The sequence below is a fragment of the Pseudomonas sp. FSL R10-0399 genome (genome assembly GCF_009600165.1).
Taxonomy (GTDB): domain Bacteria; phylum Pseudomonadota; class Gammaproteobacteria; order Pseudomonadales; family Pseudomonadaceae; genus Aquipseudomonas; species Aquipseudomonas helleri.
In genome coordinates, this window is record NZ_WIWK01000038.1 from 14,506 (window position 1) to 31,081 (window position 16,576).

Annotated in this window: 8 protein-coding genes and 2 pseudogenes; 4 read left to right on the forward strand and 6 right to left on the reverse strand. The window is 54.0% G+C overall.

Features of this window, described 5'->3' with window-relative positions; translation table 11 throughout:
- Positions 1–65: 65 nt before the first annotated feature.
- The 6 genes and pseudogenes from brxC to GHO41_RS30345 all read right to left on the reverse strand — a co-directional run.
- Positions 66–3,737 carry a BREX system P-loop protein BrxC gene (gene brxC, locus GHO41_RS13205; protein WP_323372690.1) on the reverse strand — a complete coding sequence of 1,224 codons (3,672 nt, stop codon included), beginning with the start codon at positions 3,735–3,737 and terminating at the stop codon, positions 66–68.
- A gap of 18 nt (positions 3,738–3,755) precedes the next feature.
- On the reverse strand, positions 3,756–4,331 hold the full coding sequence (locus GHO41_RS13210; protein ID WP_153330401.1) for a DUF1788 domain-containing protein: 576 nt from the start codon (positions 4,329–4,331) through the stop codon (positions 3,756–3,758).
- Positions 4,332–4,353: 22 nt separating this feature from the next.
- Positions 4,354–4,965 carry a DUF1819 family protein gene (locus GHO41_RS13215; protein ID WP_153330402.1) on the reverse strand — a complete coding sequence of 204 codons (612 nt, stop codon included), beginning with the start codon at positions 4,963–4,965 and terminating at the stop codon, positions 4,354–4,356.
- Positions 4,966–4,967: 2 nt separating this feature from the next.
- A complete protein-coding gene (locus tag GHO41_RS13220; protein ID WP_153330403.1) occupies positions 4,968–5,837 on the reverse strand; it encodes a WYL domain-containing protein in 870 nt (289 codons plus the stop codon).
- 231 nt (positions 5,838–6,068) lie between these two features.
- A pseudogene (locus GHO41_RS30340) lies at positions 6,069–6,341 on the reverse strand (hydrolase or metal-binding protein); the annotation flags it as partial.
- Between the two features lie 13 nt (positions 6,342–6,354).
- A pseudogene (locus tag GHO41_RS30345) lies at positions 6,355–6,576 on the reverse strand (WYL domain-containing protein); the annotation flags it as partial.
- Positions 6,577–7,105: 529 nt separating this feature from the next.
- Between GHO41_RS30345 and GHO41_RS13230 the strand changes: the two are divergent.
- From GHO41_RS13230 to GHO41_RS13245, 4 genes are read left to right on the forward strand one after another with little or no spacing between them, the layout of a single operon-like run.
- Positions 7,106–7,849, forward strand: a complete 744-nt coding sequence (locus GHO41_RS13230) for a hypothetical protein (protein WP_153330404.1) — start codon at positions 7,106–7,108, stop codon at positions 7,847–7,849.
- 12 nt (positions 7,850–7,861) lie between these two features.
- Positions 7,862–11,491 (forward strand): AAA family ATPase, encoded by a 3,630-nt coding sequence (locus tag GHO41_RS13235; protein WP_153330405.1) that lies wholly within the window; start codon positions 7,862–7,864, stop codon positions 11,489–11,491.
- Complete coding sequence (locus tag GHO41_RS13240; protein ID WP_200656065.1) at positions 11,488–14,619, forward strand: SNF2-related protein; 3,132 nt, start codon at positions 11,488–11,490, stop codon at positions 14,617–14,619. Before GHO41_RS13235 ends, GHO41_RS13240 begins: the two co-directional genes overlap by 4 nt.
- 17 nt (positions 14,620–14,636) lie before the next feature.
- A complete protein-coding gene (locus tag GHO41_RS13245; protein ID WP_138763806.1) occupies positions 14,637–16,448 on the forward strand; it encodes a hypothetical protein in 1,812 nt (603 codons plus the stop codon).
- The last annotated feature ends 128 nt before the right edge of the window (positions 16,449–16,576 follow it).

Sequence of the window (16,576 nt, forward strand, 5' to 3'; positions counted from 1 at the left end):
TTGAGCTGACATTGACGCTTTACTGCGGCCTGGAGGTGGTCTCATTTCTTGCTGGTTGTGCTGGGTCAGCGAATACGAATGCGTTTGTCTTGCTTAACCGCGTTTTCCAGCTCTACCTTGAGGGCGTCGATAAAGCGGTCGATATCGCTCTGGCTTTCTAGATACAAGCCGTTCCCTAGTTTGTTGAACACACTGGTCGCTGCCACTTCGACCACCGGTTTGGGTGGCGCTACAGGTTTGGATGTTGGCACCAGGGCAGGCGCTCGGTCTTCCTTGACGCCGTTAGCTGTGTTGGCTGCCTGTGCGGCCTTGGCCTGCTCTTCCTGAAGCTTCTGCAGGCGTTCAACCTCGGCCTGAATGGCGCGTTCCAGATCGAACACGCCGTCGTTCAGGCGCTCGTCAGCGGTCTGGGTTTGCAGCATGTAGATGTTGGCGATGCTGGTTTCGGTCTCTAGGTCCGCCTTAACCAGTTGCAAGGGACGCAGTAAGCGGTTACTCAGCTCAGCGGTTTCGATACCGCTTTTGGCAATCTCGGACTGTAATTGGGCGATTTTTTCGTCGACACGGGCCAGGGCATGTTGACGCTTTTCAGACAAGATGGCGGCGTTAATGGTTTCTACCGTTTCAACCAGTGTGGCGACCTGGTGCAGCTGACCGTAGGGCGTGGTGTTCTGCTCAATGGCTTTCAGCTCGGCCAGCGCTTTGCGGGCTTTCTCGTCTTTATCCAGCGCTGGTTTGTTCTTGTCGAAACGACGCAAGGCCAGCTGCAGCTGCTGCCAGGTATGCAACTGGTTGGTGAAGAACTCGTGTAGATCCCGGTAGTCCTCTTCCAGATCCAGCAAGTCATCCTTGTTGTCGACCACGGCCTTGAAAAAGTCGACGCTATCAGTGTTGCTCAGCAGGCGCTGCAGGCTGAGCAAGGCCTGTTCTATGGACTCTTTGCCAGGGAAGCGCCCGGCGCTAACCGTTGCTTTGTATTTTTCCAGGTTGGTGCGCCAGCTGCCGAAGTGCACGCAGTAATACTCAAACAACTCCTTCTCGCCTGCTGGGCCAAGGGCGTTGAACAGCTCCTGGGTCAGATTACGTGCTTGCTTGAGCAGTCCTTCGTCGGTCTGGCGCTTCTTTTGCACCGAGACTTCACGGCGCTTACGGCTGTTGGTGAGGTACTCGAAGGCGTCCGGCAGCGGCATGCTGGGGCCCGCGGCGTGGAACGAAATACGGCTGGAAGCGGCCAGGCGACCGAGGACCAGCAGGATCTCTCCGTCCGGCCAGCCATAGGGGCGCTTACTGAAACGCTCGATGATGTCTGCGACCAGCAAACGTTCGTTGCCGGAGGCGCGCAGCGAGATGAATTGTTCAACTTCCTTGATGGCCTGCGGATTGCCTTCATCACCATCGAGGGTCAGGCCGAGTTGGCCGATGTCATTAGTGTGCAGAATGGCGTGGAGTTCACGCTCTGGCTCCTGCTGTAATACTCGCAAGTAGCCTAATTTGGTGAAGGTGTTTTCAAGGAGGTACTGGCACACCTCGTCGAACTTGCTAACAATATTGTTGCTTTTGAGCTTCAGGTGCTGCCCTTGTGCATAGACCTCTGCGCGCTCGGCCAGCTCTTCAAGTAGCAAACGCAGGCGCTTTTTACGCTCTTGGTTTTCGCGACCTCGTTCGGCGAGGATCTTGCTCAGCTCAGGCTGGCTGCCGTCGTCGTTGAGGCGGATGAACTTGTTGGTCTTCAGCCAGGTGCGCAGCTCGGTGAAGAAATCCTTGCTATCGGGTAATTTGAACAGTGCCATGCCGGCAGGAGCTTCGTTGCTTTTATTGATGCAGCCGGCTTCGCCATAGAGGGTGTAGTCGAGATCCAGTGGCGAGATCACTTCGGTACGGAGGTCGTGCTCGTAACGGCCTTCCAGACTGTGGCCGTCGAGGTAGCGACCGATACTGTAGTCGGTCTTGTTGACGCTGTAGCGGAACTTGTTCTTGTCCTTGAGCAGGTCTTTGTAGATCAGGTCCGACAGTGCCTTGTTCTCTTCTGAACCGGCGATCTCTGTGGCCTTGATCTTGCGGGTGATGTCGCGTTCCTCGTTTGTGAGGAAGACAAATTCGTCACCGTTTCGGGTGATCAGGCTTTCCTTTTCAAGGCGCTGGAGGGTTTCTTCGATGCGGCGACGTAGTGCTAGTTTGTCTTCGTCGACCTGTTCAATGGAGAGGGTGACGAGGTTGTCGAGGGTGCCCTTGATCAAGTCGACATAGCGGATCATGAACAGGGTGCGCAGGATCTGTACGTCGAAGGCGTCGAGGACGCTGCTTTCGCCCGCTTGGTCGATGGTGCGCTTGACGGCTGTATCGAGGAAGCCTTCGACGGCGCGGTAGAAGCTGTACATGGGAATCAGCGCGCCGAGCGGTTTCTCCGCAATGGCCATGGCTGCCATCTGGAAGGCATCGAGCATGGAACGCTCGCCGTAGGCCAGGTGCGCCCCGGTGGCACCGACCTTGCGGATTTCCTCGAAGACCTTTTGCACCAGCTGGAAGTGGTACGGCGCAAAGGGGTAGTTGCTGATGAAGCTTTCCGGACCATCGAAGTTCTTCAGGGTCGGGCCGGAGCGGTCGAAGGTGATCTGGTTGCGCAGGATGTCGCCTTTATGTTCCCAGAGGGCGCGCAGCTCGGCTTCAGCTTCCGGTGTTTTACGCAGTAAACGCTTCTGGATGACTTCGTCAGTGTTGGAGCTGGACAGTGAAAGTCGGGTTTTGAAGCGCCCGGCAATTTTCGAGAAGTCGTTGGCCTTGGAGGCGGACAGCTCACCCAGTACGGCATCCATATCGGCCTGAGAAGTGACAATGATCCAGGCGCGGCCTTTGCAGATGGTGCCGAGGTTTTCGGTGATGGTCTGCAGGGTTAGCATCAGTTTGGTGTCGCTGCCGATGAACTGGCCGACTTCGTCCACCAGGAATAGGACGCGGTGTTTGGCTGGCTGGGTGTCGAGGTATTCGCGTACCCAGTTGCAGAAGTTTTCGACCGAGACGCTGAACGTTTGTTCGGAGTCTTCGAACCACTTGTGCGCGGCCTCAGCAGATAAGTCGAGGGCTGCGGCTACCGCTTGCTCAATGTCATCCTGGTAGAACTGATAGCCATCACGCTCCTCAGTCCAGTCCATCCCAGTGGACTCATTAAAGGCTTGCTTGAATCGCTCATAGGCGCCGCGCTGGGCTAGGTGACGCTCCATGTGGGCGATGTGGGGATGGTCGCCACTGAAGCCTTGATGCTCGTTGAACACCCGTAGGAAGACATTGAGGATCGGGTTGCCGGCATCGTTGGAGCTGGCTTTGCTGTCGATGTTAAACAAGATGACATCGGCACTGTTGGCAACGGCCTTGTCGATGTCGGCACGGATGGTGGCATCACGCAGTTTACTCGCATCAAAGAACGAAACAGCCTTGCGGGCATTGCCCTGGTCGTCGCGCGCTTCGATGTTGGCCAGCAGGTATGACAAGGTCTTGAGGAAGTGCGACTTACCCGAGCCGAAGAAACCGCTGATCCATACGCCCACGCGGTTGGCGATGGAGGGATCGTTCAAGTCAGTACTGTAGGACTCGAAGAAGCTGCGGAAGTGTTTTTCCAGCTCGTTGGTGACAACGTACTCATCCAGCTCTTGGTGCACGGTTGCGTCGTCGGACTGATCCGCCTTAACCACGCCGTTGATCGGGCGATCGAGTTCCTTGAAGAAAATATCTTTAATGCTCACGGCAATCGTCCTTATTTATCAGGGAACCAGCTTGAAGGCGCGGTAGTAGTTGTTGCTGGGAATGCGGTCGAACAAGGCGAGTGACTGCCCTGAGTAATGACCGGGGTAAAAAAGAACCAGAGGCTTGTGGCCAAGCAGCGCGTGTAGCTTGTTGAGAAGGTTGTGGGCGCGAAGAACCGGCCAAACTGAGCCAACGCCACTGATTAGCACCACGTCGTGTTGATCGGCGTCGCTGTGTTCCATTAGGAAGGGTGCGAATTTATCCATATGCAACGGTCCGGATAGCGCCTTGAGCAACGCGAGGTCACCTTTGGTTTGCTGCATCTGAATGGCTTTTTCAGTGAAGCTGCGTTGATCCAGATACTCGCGCATAGCCTGCAGCAGATTGATATGAGCCACTTTGAGCTGACTGTGCTTCTTGGCAAGGAAGCCCTGCAGAAAACTGAGGTATTCGCGCACCTGCAGCTCATCCTCGGGGGCATAGTCGAAGATCCAGAAACCGAGCTCATTGCCCAATCCTTGGCTCTTCAAGAACTCTTCGGTGAGGATCTTGTCTGGGATCTGGTTTAGCCGATCCTGCAGTTGCTGATTCATGCGAACACTCCTTATTCCACGCCTACTGTCCGGTGGCATTGGATACTTCCAAACAGGCTTTTATGCGATAGCGGTAGCTGTCATCCAGCAATACGCGGACCTCTGACCGAATCATCAGTTTTTGTAGTTTCATGTTGCGGGTGCTTTTCAACAGGCCGACCTCGGCCAGCATGCGATAGACGACCTGCGCCATCTTCTTACGGCTGGACTCCGTCCAGGTGGTGATGGTCGAATCTCGATGGCTGCGTTCATCCAGAAACTCATTCCAGTGGTAGGGCTCTAGCACGCCGGCGCGGGTGACGAAAGCGTCTTTGAGGACGGTCTCGATGAATTCGACGAGGAGCAGGTTGCGCTCCAAGGCCGAGCAGAAAACCACTTGGGTGGCGAGTTCATCATCTCCATCTCGAATTGCCCGCCAGAAAGGGGCATCCAGTCGCTCCAGTCGCTTGCGGATGGCGTGAGCCACACGCTTGGCCGAGGCAGGTGCGCGTTTCTGCAGCCGGTTCTGTTGCTGTATGGCCTCATGCCATTGCTCAGGGCTGGCGTCCTTCAGCAGCAGGTCTGCAACGATGCGTGATTCACGCACCTGCAACGAGCCGCCGATTAAGTCAGAGTCGTAATGGAAGCTATGCATGTCTATTCCCCATCACTGCTAAAGAGGAAGGGAGTTAGCTTGGCGCGATCAGCTGGAAGCAATTGCAATGGATGCTCGTGTACTCGCTCAGCTTCTTCCGAGGTGATGGCAGCCTGATAACGTTGAAGGGTGTAGTGGGCAAGTGCTGTGCGAACGGTCAGTTGCAGACGGCCTTCTGGCATACCAAAATCGCGTTCAACCAAAGACTTTTGGGCATCGCTAAGTAGTTCATTAGGGATCAGTGTCAGGTTGACTTGGTCGTGCCAGCCACTGTCTGTACACGGTAAGGGGGCATGAGCGACGCACGATTTTGGCGTTCGGTAGATACGTGAGAGTAAAAAGTCGCGGAAGGCCAGGCGCTTATGGCACCAAGCGCGAACGTGCCAGCGGAAGCCCGTATAAACGAGCGTGTGAGGTGAAATCACACGTTCATGAATTTGCGGGTTGGACATGGAGGCGTAGAGCACTTTCAGGCTGCCGGCATTGCGGCAGGCTCTGATTAACTCGCGAACCACTTCAGGGCGGGCTGCACGATCTGGAAGTTGGACAGTAGTGACGCTGGGGTGAGCTTCCAAAATCTCAGACACGGGCTGATCAGATTGCTCGCCGATGAGTGCCATGTACTCATTGATGTGTCCAGCGCTCAGTACGGGCTGAAAGCCAGCCGTCGGGACATAGCCTTTAACTGCAGGGCTGTGAATTAGCGAGCCTGGATTGAACTCGCTGTTATAGCGATTGATGTCGGAAGAAGCTTGCTGGCGGCTGATGCCAAACCATGCCATCAACTGAGTGGTGATCAGACGACCCTCCCAATAACTGATTAGCTCTATCGCGCGTAGCCTGAGGAGGGCTTCGTGTTTGGGGAGCGGCATTGGCATTCCTGAATGTGAGCTGGTCCAGATGATGCCTGATACGAGGCGCCGGTGTAAATTTATTTACTGTAAAGTTTTTTGCGTTTTGAATGATTTCGCGTGGATTGCTGATAGCGTCGGCGCCCGGTGCGTGAAAAATAACGTCGATCGATTTTTAGCGAGCGCAATTCCTAAGCCCTATTTACAAGTTCACTTGGCCGGGCCGCATTGTCAGGAGCTTGAGCAGAAAATAATAAAGTGCACGACACTCATGGATGCCGCCGTGGTGCGGATGCTGGCGAAGCCTGTAGTGCGGAAAACGGAGCTGCCCAGACGGTCATTGTCATCGATCAACACATTGGGTCCCCTGGGCTTTCAGGCATTGCCTTCGGCCAGCGAAGGGCAGGGGAGTGACTTGATGCAATCCTCGCACTAGTGTTTGCAGGTTTCGCTATTACCCACGTAGCGCGGTCGTCCCGTTGCATGGTCAGACAGGCTGTACTCAGTACGGAAGTACGGGTCCGGCCTAGCCCAACTATCAGCTATACAGCCATGGCTCCAGTTCAGTCAGATTTCTCACGACGATCTGCTGGGATTCAGGTCGGGGCTCCATTTTTGTAGGGTCGATCTGATAACACTGCAATACATACTGCACCAGCGCCTTGCGAGTAGGAATCAGCAGTTGGCCGTTCAGCATGCCGTAATCGGTTTCGATGATTGCTTTCTGTGCTGGAGTAAGGCGCGAATCGGGTTCGATAACCTCGAGGAGGTTAACCAGGCTGATCGGCTGAAAAAATACCTTAGTCGGGCCGGAGGCTGAGCCAGGTGTCGACTGAAGACTTCCATAGACTCAAGTTCCCTGCCGCGTCGGCTTCAGGGGGGCACGTCCAGCTAAGTGCAGTCATGTAGATGACGATTTACATGATTGATATGAAGGGAAAATTGTACCGGTGGCTTTACGCTTGAAGGGCAACGCGGATAATGTGACTGCTATCGTATTAAAAAGGCTGCAGTATCCCAAGGATGGTCCATCACGATTACTCCTTCACCAACAAGCATGCTTGCTTTAGTTCCTACGAGGTCCAACCTGCGCCGAAGAAAAAGGCCACGACGTCGATGACGTCGATGACGACGAAGACAATGATGCTGATGACGGCCAGCAAGCTGCAGGCGAGCAGAGCGGTAGCACCGATGTGATGGACAGCGCCTGGTTTATTCCGGCCAACCGCGAAGCCGACTATCGCATCGCCTGGGCGTTTTTCGCCGAATAGGCCGAGGGGAATTGAACTATGCGTTATGGACAGGGAAGTAGAAGAATTAGCCTGCCGATGCAGCGCGTTAACGGGCAGTGGGAGTTCCTCTATGGTGGTGATGTTCCGTTGCGCGATGGTGCTATTGCCGACCTGGTGGTCAACATGGATTCCATCCAGGATCGTGACTTTCTGAAGCTGATAAGCCAGGAACTGTCTGTTGAGGTGCTGCCAATGGGGGCGCCCTTGCTGGTCGCGCTTAGTGACCGAGGGTATGCCTTGCAGCAGGCCGAACCTACTGGTATGCCGAATATCCCTTTGCAGTATCGGCCACCCGGTTGCACCCGTTTCGTCACCGTGCACATCGGCCCAAAGAATAAACGCCAGAATGATCTGTTCGCTGAGGATGAGGGCGGCCTTTGGCTCCGTCAGATAGGCCTGGACCGCTGCGAGCTGGAATGCAGCCCCATCCAGATGCCTGAGGGCTTTCCAAAAAAGGTGGCGCAGAGTCCTAACCATGCTTTCACGATGCTCTCCGAACAGTACGAGACCCATCGTCTGTCGCACACAGGTAACGCCTACACGCATTTCTTCTATCCGGAAACAGACGGTCAATGGCTACCACTATCGGTCCTGCGCGATGGAGTTTTCAAACGCGCTGAGCGTTCCTTGATCGATCAAGCCTGGCGACAGCTTGAGGAAAAGCTAGGCTGGTGCCATCTACCACCAGTGCCGAAGAAGTCTATTCCGAAGCGCGGCAATAGGGATTCCGGTGATGAGTAAGGAGCAGCAGTAATGACTACGCATATCACCGCTCGATTGGCTTGGCATGCAGATGGCTGGAATGGTCATGTTTGTAAGGACCCTGCTGCCAATACCTTTTGTGTCGGACAACAGTCTTATCCAGGCACCATGATCGGCGAGCAGCGCGATTTGGCCCAAGAACAGAAGGTATGTGGTCAAGGGTGTAGCAAGTTGGGCAAGGATGTACCGCCTTGCATGTATAGCATCAATGCTTTCGGCCAGGACAGGATTCACGCCTTTGCTGATACGCCGGAGTTCTTTCGTAAGGAAGATAGAAGTCCTGATGGCGTGCGCCGCGAGTGGGATATGCCACCGTCCAGTTGCAGCATTTGGCCTTATGAGGAGATGTATAAGGATGAGGTCAAGCTAGCCAGGGGGGGATACGATCCAGACAAACGTTTGGCCGCGGTTCGGAATTTTTTTGCCAAGGTTGAGGTCGGTCGAAGCCTGGTTTTTTACTACGCTAACTTCAGCAACCCGTTCAGTGAGGAAGACAACAAGCGCTATGTGCTACTTGGTGTCTCGCGGGTCAAGGCTCTGGGTGAGGAGCTGTTCTATGACGAATGCAGCCAGGAGACCATAGACCGATATGGTGGATTCGTTTGGCAGCGAGTGGTATCCAGCCACTACCCCGATCAGGGCATGCGGATCCCTTATCACCGCTATACGGATAAGCCGGAGGTGTTGGAGCAGATTCTTGCTGTACCGGCGAACCCACGAGTATGCAAGTACGCAGCGAGGCATGTATCTGACGACGATGCCCTCATTCTGGTAGAGCAGCTACTTGGGGTTGCTTGCCGTCTGCAAGAGCTGGGCGACGATAGCGAAAACTGGGGCAGCCGGATTAGCTGGCTCCAATCAGTGATTGCCGAGCTTTGGCAAGGTCGAGGGCTTTATCCCGGGTTGCCGGCTGTGCTTGATGTCATCGGCTTTCAGGCCGCCATCCCTGGCTTCGTCAAGGCGAAAGCTGAGGAGGCTGTCGCGATCAAGGATGCTGTTTTTGCCTTTCTCGATGGTACTGCAAAAGCGTTTGATGGACTTGCCCTTAACAGCGATGAGGTCAGTAAGGTCAAGCGGCAGTGGCAGCTAAGGACGGATGAGGAGCGAGCACTCAGTCGAGATTTGTTACCTAGGTTCGGCTTGGATGGCACTCAAGTGAGGCGCTTGCTAGGGGAGGATCGAACGACTTATGGCCTGCCGGCCAAATTGAGTGAGATCATCGACAACCCCTACATCCTTTGCGAGTCATATATCGGCGACGGACCGGATGACACCATTGGGCTCAGCAAGATCGAACACGGAATCTTCCCATCGCCCAACATCGCGCCGGCTTTCTTGTATGAGGTGGACGACTGGAGGCGTCTGCGTGCGTTCACGGTCGGTCAGCTGCTCATCAAGTCGACGCAAACATTCCTCGAGTTATCTCAGGTTTTGCATGACGTTAACCATGACTTGAGCTTTGTCGCTGAGTGGAAACGACACCAGTTTACCGAGCGCTACTACGAGGTCGATAAGGAGCACATGCTGGGCGCTCTCGAGTTTCGGGAGCACGAAGGGCAACGCTACGTGTACCTGCGCTCTGCCTGGGAAGACGAGCAACTGGTTTCAAAGTGCTTGCGTGAGCTCAATAAGCGAGCCGACATCAGCTTTAAGGTGCCTCTGACGGAGTCTCATTGGGGCGATTACCTTCGCGATGACTGCAGCATCCTGAGCCGGATGGACGCTGATCAGTACCGGGAGGCGATAGAGGGCCAGATTGCAGTCTGTCAGCAGATTTTTGTCAGGCCATTGTGTGTGCTGGCTGGCTCTGCTGGGACCGGAAAGACGACCGTTATTCGCTCATTGATTCATGCTGTCGAAAGAGTCCACGGCAGCGGAGCATCTTTTCAGCTTTTGGCCCCGACAGGTAAGGCCGCAGATCGCATCCGTGAAAAAACGGGCAAAGCTGCCTCCACCATCCACTCGTTTCTGGCTCAGCGCGGCTGGTTGAATGACAACCTGACCTTCAAGCGGCAGGGAGGTTTTCGAGAGGAGGGTATAGAGACCTACATCGTCGATGAGTCCTCCATGCTCGACCTTACGTTGGTTGCCGCGTTGTTCCGAGCCATCAATTGGAATTCGGTGAGGCGACTCATTCTGGTTGGTGATCCCAGCCAGCTGCCACCAATAGGTCGCGGCAAGGTGTTTGGGGATTTGATCGATTGGCTAGGTAAGGACTATCCCGAGTGTCTGGGGACCCTGTGCACTAATGTGCGGCAAATGGAAAACCGTCTCCAGAAGACGGGCACCGGGATTATTGACCTAGCCTCGCTGTTCATTCGGCGTAACAGCGGTGGCGAGGTAGAGCTTCAGAAGGCCCATGCCGAACAGATGCTTGCCCGAGTTCAAGAGGGAGGGAAGGTCGACGAGGATTTGCAGGTTATCTATTGGAGTGGCCAGCAGGATCTCGAGGACAAGCTGGTGTCTAGTCTGCAGTCGGATATGCAAGCTGATACGGGCCTGACGCTCAATAACGAGAAGCCATATGAGCTATGGCGAGCAGCCTTCAAGAATAAGGAGGGGGTAGATCGCCCTGAGCAATCCCAGGTTATCTCGCCATATCGCGGTGAGTTTTTCGGTACTGATCATCTCAACGGGCTGCTTCAGGTCGCCAGTAAGGGACGGAGGCCGGATCCACATCGGTTGATTGATGGGGTAGCGCTGTTTGATAAGGTCATGCAAATCCGAAATCGTTCGCGCTCCAAGCCTCTGTGGGCCTGGGATACTCATGGACGCTCAAACAAACCTGTAGAGGTTTTCAACGGCGAGCTCGGGTTTGTCAAAGCCCATGCATTGGATGGGAAAAATGCGTTTGGACCCTGGTTCCGAATTAAGCATTTTCAAGTTCTTTTTTCCCGCAAGGAGAGCTTCTGGATCGGCTATGGGCGTTCTCTGGGTAAAACACCCGATGGAAAATGGATTGGGGACGAGAAAGTGGAGGATAACCTGGAGCTTGCCTATGCCATTTCAGTGCACAAGTCTCAAGGTAGCGAGTTTGAGCGTGTTTACTTCGTGCTGCCCAAGAGCAAACAGGCACTGCTTTCACCTGAGCTGCTCTATACCGGTCTGACGCGTGCCAAAAAGCACTGCACGCTTCTGATCGAAGAAGACCTTTCCCCACTGTTAACTCTGCGTCGCCCTGAAGCGTCACATCTGGTAGTTATCAACTCCTCACTGTTTGATATGAGGCCTGTTTCGCAACTGCTCAGCAGAAAGTGTGATTGGTATGAGGAGGGCAAAATTCATCATACGCTTGCCCAGTTCATGGTGCGATCGAAGTCAGAGGTCATCATCGCGAACATGCTGTTCGAGCGTGAACTTCCCTTCGAGTATGAGCAGCCTCTATACGCGAAAGATGGAACATTTTACCTGCCTGACTTCCTGGTTCATTGCCAAGGGCAAACGTACATCTGGGAGCACTGGGGCATGATTTCCGACGAGGGTTACCGCAACCATCGGGAAACCAAGCTTGAGTGGTACGAAAAGCATTTCCCAGGTCAGCTCATTGAAACATTTGAAGGGGCTGAGCTGAGCATGGAATCAGATAGGTTAATTCGGAAAATGCAGGGAGCTCCGGAGTGAGCATTCTGAATCCAGGCGACAAGGTCAGGCTGAAAGCCAATCCGGCGCGGGTCGGCATCTTGGGTAACGAAACCGATGGCCCTGCACATCGACAGCGGGTGTTGGTTTCGTTTCTCGATGGCAGCGAGGATTTCGTTTTGCCCTCGACCCTCGAAAAAGTTGAAAACAAGCCTCTACGCCCCTACGAGTGTATTGAACGGGGACGGTTCAGTGGCGAGGATGACCTGCGGGCGGCGATTACTTTTCACCGGCTCAGTGGCAAGCTGGCCAACTTGATCTACAGCCTCAACACTACCAATACCCAGTTTCTGGCGTATCAGTTCAAGCCGGTGTTGCAGTTTCTCGATTCGCCCTGCAACGGCATTCTGATTGCTGATGAAGTGGGTCTAGGCAAAACCATTGAGGCTGGCTTGATTTGGACTGAATTGCGCGCGCGATTGGATGCAAAGCGATTATTGGTTGTTTGCCCGGCTATGTTGAGGGAGAAGTGGCGTGATGAGCTGGCCAACCGCTTTGGTGTGCTGGCGGAGATGGTCGATGCAGGAGATTTGCTGAAGAAGCTTCAGGCAGTGCGGGAGCGACCACAGGATGGCTTCGCGGTCATCGCGAGCATGCAAGGGTTGCGCCCACCTCGTGGCTTCAATTCGCCGGATCAAGTCAGTCAGCGCTCTGCTGCTAAATTGGCCAGATTTCTCGAAGATGCAGAGGTGGACGAGCCGTTGCTGGATATGGTTGTGGTCGATGAGGCGCACTATCTGCGTAACAAGGGTACTCAGACCAATCTGTTGGGACGGTTGCTTCGCCCCGTAGCCTCAAGTCTGGTCATGCTTTCGGCCACACCCATCCAACTGCGCAGTTCAGACTTATTCAACCTGCTCAATCTGATCGACGAAGATGCCTTCCCCTACGAGGAGAGCTTTCGATACAGCCTTGAGGCTAATGCTCCTATCGTAAGGTTGCGAGATCGAATTTTGGCTGGGCCAATTACGCGCACGGATTTTGTCGAAGGCCTGGATGAGGCGCTTGAAGCACGCTTTTTCGAGGATAACGAGCAGATCACCTATCTGCGGGGGCATGCCCCCAGTAACAAGAGATTGGCCGATCCCAAAGGGCGGGCAGAGCTGGCTGATCAACTAGACCGAATAAACCCGCTCAGTAAGGTAGTGACCCGTACCCTAAAACGGGACGTGCACGAAGGGCGGGTAGTGCGTGCGCCATACGCGATCCGCGCAACCATGAGCGGTAGTGAGTCCGATTTTTACGAGCAGGTCACTGAAGCGATTCGTGGGTACTGTGTGGCGCGTGCTGTATCCACTGGCTTCATGCTGACTATCCCGCAGCGACAGATGTCCAGCTGTATGGCGGCAGCCTGCCGAGCCTGGCAGAAAAAACATGCTGCTCTGGAGCAGGATGAACTTGAGGAGACCTTGTATGACTTACAAGGTGATCTGCTGGAAGAGAAGGCACCACAGCCTGATGAGATGGGGTCGCTGCTCTCGGCGTTGGTGGATATTGCCCGAGAGGTGGGCGATTACGAAACGCTGAGGCACAACGATAGCAAGTACGCTGAGTTGCTGAAGAATCTGCGTATCTATTGGGCTGACAACCCAGGTAAAAAGGTAGTCTTATTTGCGTTCTACCGGCAGACCCTGGCCTACCTTGCTGAACGTTTACGTGAAGATGGCTATGCCTCTGTGTTGGTCCAGGGGGGCATGGATAAACAGCAGGCGCTGGCGCGCTTTCAAGAACCTCAGGGCCCCAGTATTCTGTTGTCTTCTGAAGTGGCTTCAGAGGGGGTCGATTTACAGTTCTCCAGCTTGGTCATCAACTACGATCTTCCTTGGAACCCAATGCGCATTGAGCAGCGGATAGGTCGAATTGACCGCATCGGCCAGGAAGCTGAGCGGATCATGATCTGGAATTTTATGTATGCCGACACCATCGACGAACGAGTCTATGACCGCTTGCTGGATAGGCTGAATATATTCACGTGCGCGTTGGGTAGTATGGAGGGGATTCTTGGAGAGCAAATTCGGGAGCTAACTCAAGACCTACTTACCCATAAGCTGACTCCGGAAGAAGAGACTCAACGTATCAATCAAGCCAGCCTCGCGATTGAAAACACCAATCGGCAGCAAGAGGAGCTCGAGGCTCAGGCTACTCAGTTAATCGCGCATAGTGACTTCATCCAGAACAAGGTGCGGGCTGCCAAGGAGTTGGGCCGGTACATCCGGGGGGAAGACTTGTTGAGCTATGCACGTGATTTTTTGATCGTGCACTATCCCGGCTCACGTTTTGTGCCGTCTGATCGAGACCCAATGGAATATGACCTTGAGCTTTCCGTGCAGGCTCGAGTCGAGTTCGCTGAGTTTGTAGATCTGTATCGCTTACAGGGGCGAAGCCAGCTGTTGAGTCAACGTCCTAAACCATTGCTCTTCGAGAACCGTCAGGGAAATCCGTCCAGTGCTTTTGAGCGTGTAACGCAGGATCATCCACTGATTCGATTTGTCACCGATCGTCTTCGCCAAGCGGGCAAAAGCCCGGCAAAGTTCCCGGTTTCAGCGATCGACCTTGCCGCATTTGAGGTGCAAGGTTTTGAGCCTGGCATATATGTCTTTGGCATCTATCGCTGGACCGTTTCCGGTACCCGCGACATCGAGCGATTGGAGTATGTTGTTCGGCCTTTTCAGAACGATTGTTTCGTCGATGGGGAGCTAGCAGAGCATCTTGTTAATACCGCAGCACTTTGTGGGAGCCAGTGGTTGAGTGTTGCCAACGAGTTAGACACCGAAGCTGCAGCCGCTTATTTCGATGCTTGTCGTGATCAGTTGGATGAACGTTTTGATGAATTTCAAAGCGCCCAAGGCCGGGAGGATCGTGATCGGCTAAAGATGATGAAAAAGGCTCTCCAATCACATTTGGACAAGCAAGTAGAGCGACTCATAACGACAATCCAGTCGCACCGCTCTTCTGGTGAGGAGCGACGCATGCGCATGATTCCAGCAGCCGAGGGGAAGCTGAAAAAATTGCGTAACAGATTTCAAGAGCGCATTGCTGAGCTTGAACTGAAGAGCGGTGGAAGCTCAGACAAAAACTTCGTAACAGGTGGTGTAATTCGGCTGCTTTGATCTCAAGGGACTGACATATGCGCGTGACGTTAGAAGAAAAGCTCAAAGAAGCCTTCGCCAAGATAGGGCAGGAGCTGCCTGTTCGACCTTTAACTATCCAATCGACGGGGCATAAGCCCGGGCATGCTGGGCGCCATCAGCACGCAGAATGCAAACCCGAGCGGGGCCAGGCACCGGCCGAAGTAATAACAGAACAGACACCGGCGTCCCGACAAGGAGCCGCAAGTAAAAAGAAAAAGGTAGAGAAGGCGCGGCCGCCTCTGTCGTCAAAGCAACCCAATGCAGCAGCTCAGCAACTGAGTATTGACTTGAGCGTTTACCGCCAAGGCGTCAATCCTCGTGAGACTAGAGATGCCAGTACCAGCCCTGATACTCGATATGAAATGTCACTTGGTGCTGACTCTGCACCGTGCTGGGGGCACTCTGATGGAATGAAAACACTGGAGTTACTGAAACTCGAACTAACGGGGCAACAGGTTCAGCCGATACCGAAGGAGGGAATTACTGCTCAGGAGGATCGGGCGTTGGTCCTCGGACTGGATTTTGGTAGCTCCAGTGTGAAGGTCGTTATCGGTGACAGTGCTTTGGAAAAAGCATTTGCTGTGCCATTTCGCAATGCTACTGGATTACCGAGTTTTTTGCTGCCGTGCCGGCTTTACAAAGAGGGAGGAGTGTTTTCGCTTGAAGATGGGGGTAGAGCAATGGCTGATATCAAGTTGGCTTTCCTTGCCCACCCTACAGTTGTTAAGTACCAGCAGCGAGTCGTAGCGTTTCTCGCTCTAATTATCCGAAGAGCGCGTGCCTGGCTGTTTAGCGAAAAGGAAGTAGTTTACCGCTCGAGTAATATTGTCTGGCGAATGGCATTGGGATTCCCTACGGCCAACCACTTGGATCCTGAACAAACGAAGGGGTTTAGGTTACTGGGTGCGGCGGCCTGGATTTTGGCTGGAAGCTCAGAAGAAAAAATTGATGACATTGGGGTTATCGCTGCATTACACCGTGCTGAGGCGCTTGATGCGGGAGAGCTCCCGTCCGATCAGGAGGATGTGGAGCTTTCCGTCGTCCCAGAAATCGCAGCGCAGATCTACGGCTATGTCGCTTCGGAACGGTTTGATAATAATGCCGCTAACAACTTCATGATGGTGGATATAGGCGCGGGGACCATTGATGCTTCTCTTTTTCACGTCAAGCGAGGCCGCGGTAAATGGGACTTTGAGTTTTATACCGCGACTGTTGAGCCCCTTGGCGCTGTCAACCTGCATCGAAATCGTCTGGACTGGTGGGCTCGTGCTATTGAAGAGCGAACATCCAATCGGGAAGATCTTCTGGAGGCGATTTCAGCTGCAAGAAAGGTGACAGATGGCGAGGAAGGAATGCCACAACAGCTTGAAGCCTATTTCTCAGCGGCCAAGGTCCAATTTTTAGATCCTCGCCAACATTCAGACCGACAGTTTTACGGGAAGGTGTTTAAGCAAGTGGGGCACGAAACATATTGGAAGACCTCACGAGGCTACCTGACGCGGGAGCAGCTAACAGATATTCCTGTATATCTGTGCGGGGGAGGGAGCCGTATGCCGTTTTACGGTCGATTGAAAGAAACGTTGAACAACCATCCCAGCCTGTACGAGTGGATGAGAGTGAAAGTCAGGCCGTTGGAGCTACCCAAGCGACTTGATGCCCCAGGGCTTGTGAGAAATGATTTCGACCGTTTGTCAGTGGCTTACGGCTTGAGCTTCCTCAATCTTGGGAAGGTTTTGAAGTCGATACCTAAGTCAGTGATACAAGTTACCGTTTCAGACGGCTGGCGAGATAACTACATCGAGAAATAGGGAGAGAGGCACAATGCGTAAATCATTGGCAATCTTCGCCTCGCCGGACCGCCCGTACTAAGGATTTTTGTTCGCCATGCTTCCACCACTTCTTTCGCATGACTGTTGGCGCTCGTGCCGAATTGACC

What these genes read in the sequence shown, in the direction of transcription:
- GHO41_RS13210 (WP_153330401.1), bottom strand. Translation starts at nt 4,331, where the DNA reads ATGAATCAGCAACTGCAGGATCGGCTAAACCAGATCCCAGACAAGATC.
- GHO41_RS13215 (WP_153330402.1), bottom strand. Translation starts at nt 4,965, where the DNA reads ATGCATAGCTTCCATTACGACTCTGACTTAATCGGCGGCTCGTTGCAG.
- GHO41_RS13245 (WP_138763806.1), top strand. Translation starts at nt 14,637, where the DNA reads ATGCGCGTGACGTTAGAAGAAAAGCTCAAAGAAGCCTTCGCCAAGATA.
- GHO41_RS13235 (WP_153330405.1), top strand. Translation starts at nt 7,862, where the DNA reads ATGACTACGCATATCACCGCTCGATTGGCTTGGCATGCAGATGGCTGG.
- GHO41_RS13220 (WP_153330403.1), bottom strand. Translation starts at nt 5,837, where the DNA reads ATGCCGCTCCCCAAACACGAAGCCCTCCTCAGGCTACGCGCGATAGAG.
- GHO41_RS13230 (WP_153330404.1), top strand. Translation starts at nt 7,106, where the DNA reads ATGCGTTATGGACAGGGAAGTAGAAGAATTAGCCTGCCGATGCAGCGC.